5 protein-coding genes are annotated in these 3,517 nt (G+C 31.3%); all 5 read left to right on the forward strand.

The features are described 5' to 3' along the window. The first annotated feature begins 91 nt into the window (after positions 1-91). Entirely contained in the window at positions 92-538 is a 447-nt protein-coding gene (locus AMD28_RS02085; RefSeq protein WP_055442517.1) for a hypothetical protein, read from the forward strand. Positions 539-704: 166 nt separating this feature from the next. Continuing rightward, positions 705-1,229, forward strand: a complete 525-nt coding sequence (locus AMD28_RS02090) for a hypothetical protein (RefSeq protein WP_055442518.1) — start codon at positions 705-707, stop codon at positions 1,227-1,229. Positions 1,230-1,375: 146 nt separating this feature from the next. Beyond that, on the forward strand, positions 1,376-2,089 hold the full coding sequence (locus AMD28_RS02095; protein WP_055442519.1) for a DUF6794 domain-containing protein: 714 nt from the start codon (positions 1,376-1,378) through the stop codon (positions 2,087-2,089). Positions 2,090-2,640: 551 nt separating this feature from the next. Then, a complete protein-coding gene (locus tag AMD28_RS02100; RefSeq protein WP_055442520.1) occupies positions 2,641-3,087 on the forward strand; it encodes a hypothetical protein in 447 nt (148 codons plus the stop codon). A gap of 187 nt (positions 3,088-3,274) precedes the next feature. Further along, on the forward strand, positions 3,275-3,517 hold a 243-nt coding region (locus AMD28_RS02105), incomplete at its 3' end, for a transposase (protein ID WP_055442521.1).

Below are 3,517 nucleotides of genomic sequence, written 5' to 3' on the forward strand. Positions count from 1 at the left end.
CACTTTTGTTGCGTCTGATTTTCCTTCGGAAAATCCTCGCATACAAACCCGCAACTATTCTTATACATAACCGTTGTAGCAAATTAAAAAAATGAACAGTTCAATTGACAATGGAGGAAAAACTCATGTGAGATATGCTCATAAGCATTATCCGAAAATAATTGAACTCAAATGTGACAAATGCGAATCTAAAATCATTGCTACCAATCAAAATGTTCCTGATGGAATTGAGCATTTTATGGACATTTCGGGTTATGAAAAAAAATGGAATCTCGTATGTCTGAATTGTACTTTCAGAGCTGAATTAAATTGGGATGAACTGAAAAAATTTGATTTATGGCTGAAAACTGAAATAAGAAATATTGAATTTTGGTCTTGGAATATTGACCATCTGAATATGATTCTGAAAAAATTAAAAAAAGCTAAATTGAAATCTGACAAATGGGGATTTTTTGAAAGTTATATTCCAAAAGATTGGCTATTGAAATTTAATAGTGAAAGAGAATTTCGGAAAATAGAAAAGTTAAAAGAAAAATAACTTGCTACAACATCGCATAAAAATAATGCGTAGATTAGTACTTAAACAAAGAACAGTGCACTTTTGCTACATCTGATTTTCCTGCGGAAAATCCTCGCACACAAAACCGCACTATTCTTATACGTAACCGTTGTACACAATTTGCGAAAACCAACAAAGTGCTAAAATGACAATTGAATACGATAAACCATTGAGATATTTAAAGCCTCTTAAACCTGAACATTTTTCGGATTTAGAAAATATAAATTGGTTTAGTAATTGCGGAAAAGAAATAGAGTTTTCTTCTAAACAAAACCTAAAAAGAATTGATTCCTTAAAAGAATCGATTGAATTGTGTAACTCAATTGAATGGGAAAATTTCCAATTAGAAAAAAGAAATGACTTGACTTCATTTCTGAACCGAACGCGAAAAAATGAATCGACTGAATGGAATACAATTACTGGAGGAATAAAAAACTATTTGAAAGACGGAATTTTTAAAACTGTCCGAGAAAAATTAAACCAAAGAGATCTACCTGACTCGATATTTGCTTCTGTTGAATGGGATATTTTGAGTTACTGCCAAGAATTAGCATATAAAAAATATAATATTCCGACATTTTATTCTCATTTAATACCAATTTACAAAAACGGACATTTGCCTTGTAGCTATAATGGACAATTCCCAAATGGAACAATATTAATTTATTAAAAAAACTGTGTACAACATCGCATAAAAATAATGCGTAGTTTAGTGCTTAAACAAAGAACAGTGCATTTTTGCAACTTCTGATTTTCCTGCGGAAAATCCTCGCACACAAAACCGCACTATTCTTATACGTAACCGTTGTACAACATATGAAGAACAAACTCATAATATTCATCTTTCTTCTCTCTAATGTTATAGTTTTTGGACAAAACTCGAATCCAGAATATCCTGAAAACTATAAACCTAAAAACATAAATGATGCATTGAGTTATATGGAGTTTTCATTATCGGAAAAAGAAAAATTAGAATTTAAGAATAAGACCGAAAGGAAAGCTGTAATTGATGCTCATTTCGGATATGGAATGTTCATAAGAAATTCATGGCTTCGTCATGGAAATCCTAAATTATTAAAGCATTTCTATCAAAAGAAAGTTTTTCCGATGGATGATATGTCCTCAATAATTTTAAAACTCTTTCACAGAAAACTCAATGACAAGGACTATAGTTCAAAACCTTTGTTAGAACCTTATAAAATAAAATGGAAAAAAGGAAAGAAAGGTAGAAAAGAGTACAAAGACAGCATTGATATTGTTTTGAAAAGTTTCAAAGTAAATGACACAATAACTTCTAAGTATTATTATTCTGTGATTGGAAACGAACCTGATGAAATGGAGCCTTATAAAACTTGCCAACCAAAGGCAATCGTACTTAAAAGGAATATTAGAAAAAGACAATTATATATAAAGCTAATTTCTGCTTGTAAAAATAATGGAATTAAAACTTTTAATAAAAATGGTGAAGGAACAAAATCAGTTCAAATAAATGAATCTAGCTGGACGAACTATTACGATTGGATTCAATAAATACGTTGTACAACATCGCATAAAAATAATGCGTAGATTAGTGTTTAAATAAAGAACAGTGCACTTTTGCTACTTCTGATTTTCCTGCGGAAAATCCTCGCACACAAAACCGCACTATTCTTATACGTAACCGTTGGCAACTATAACTCGGAAAAAATACCAAACGGAATTCTGCCAAACTTTACGCTGAAAAAATCACTCAAAATCGGAATTAAATATTGCGGAATTATTTACTCAGCTGCTGAATTTACTCTTGCGGAATTTAGCCTGTTTCGGAAAAGCCACTCAAACGGAATTAAAAAAAAGAATCACTTTGCGGACTTCACTCGGAATTGATCCATTAAGTGAAATAAAAAAACGCGATTACTCAAATGTCTCGCAACAGTTGCCAACAACGCATAAAAAAAATTGCTATATTTAGAACTAATTTTAAAAGTCGTTGCACTTTTGCTACATCTGATTTTCCTACGGAAAATCCTCGCACGCAAAAAACGCAACTATTTTTATACAAGACCGTTGTGTGTAATTTGAGAATCAAGTTCTGAATTAAAATGACAGATAAATTTAATATAAAAGTAAAAGTGAATTCTGACAGACCAGATTTCAGGATTTTTGCGAGTTATTTTTTTGGAAACGATTTATACAATTATGATTCTGAAGGCAATAGTATTCCCGTGACAAGTAAAAATTGGACTGAATTGTATATGAGTTCAAGAAATAACTCTGATTTGAACTTTGACATTTGGCCTATTAATGAAAATCCTTTGATATTAGAAGTTACTTCAGGAAATGTAGAAAACGTTTACAGAGCTGCTTATTTTTTAGCTAGAGAAACTAATGGAGAAATAATAAATGAAAAGGATGAAATACAATCTCTGGAAAATTTAATAGAAAAAATGGGAGATTTTAATTTAAAAGAGAGGTTATTAATAGCTGATAAAAGTGTTTGGAGAAAAGCAACGGAAGAAAATCCATACCCAAATTTGAATAATGAATAAAAACTACACACAACACCGTGTATCATTAATTGCTCGGTTCTCGCCTACTTGGAAAATTCCTCCGGAATTTTCTCTGGTTCGTTTTTGTTTACTAAATTAGATACTTACACACACAACTAATCATACACGAACACGTTGTGGCACATTTTGACCCGTCCTAAAATAAGGCTACATAATTTTAAACATTATGTACAGAAATGACAAAGTAATTAGACGTTACAGCGAACCTTTTAAATTAAAAATTTTAGCCGAACTTACAACCGGAAAACACACAAAGAGCGAACTTTGTAAACTCTACTCTATCGCACCTACAACTGTTAACGAGTGGATTAAAAAGTACAATCGTAAAGACTTAATGAACACCAGAGTAAAAGTGGAAACGAAAGACGAAATATCTAGAATTAAGGCACTTCAAAAAGAGGTTGAACTG

The organism is Lacinutrix himadriensis (genome assembly GCF_001418105.1).
GTDB lineage: Bacteria > Bacteroidota > Bacteroidia > Flavobacteriales > Flavobacteriaceae > Oceanihabitans > Oceanihabitans himadriense.

What these genes read in the sequence shown, in the direction of transcription:
- AMD28_RS02100 (WP_055442520.1), top strand. Translation starts at nt 2,641, where the DNA reads ATGACAGATAAATTTAATATAAAAGTAAAAGTGAATTCTGACAGACCA.
- AMD28_RS02085 (WP_055442517.1), top strand. Translation starts at nt 92, where the DNA reads ATGAACAGTTCAATTGACAATGGAGGAAAAACTCATGTGAGATATGCT.
- AMD28_RS02090 (WP_055442518.1), top strand. Translation starts at nt 705, where the DNA reads ATGACAATTGAATACGATAAACCATTGAGATATTTAAAGCCTCTTAAA.
- AMD28_RS02095 (WP_055442519.1), top strand. Translation starts at nt 1,376, where the DNA reads ATGAAGAACAAACTCATAATATTCATCTTTCTTCTCTCTAATGTTATA.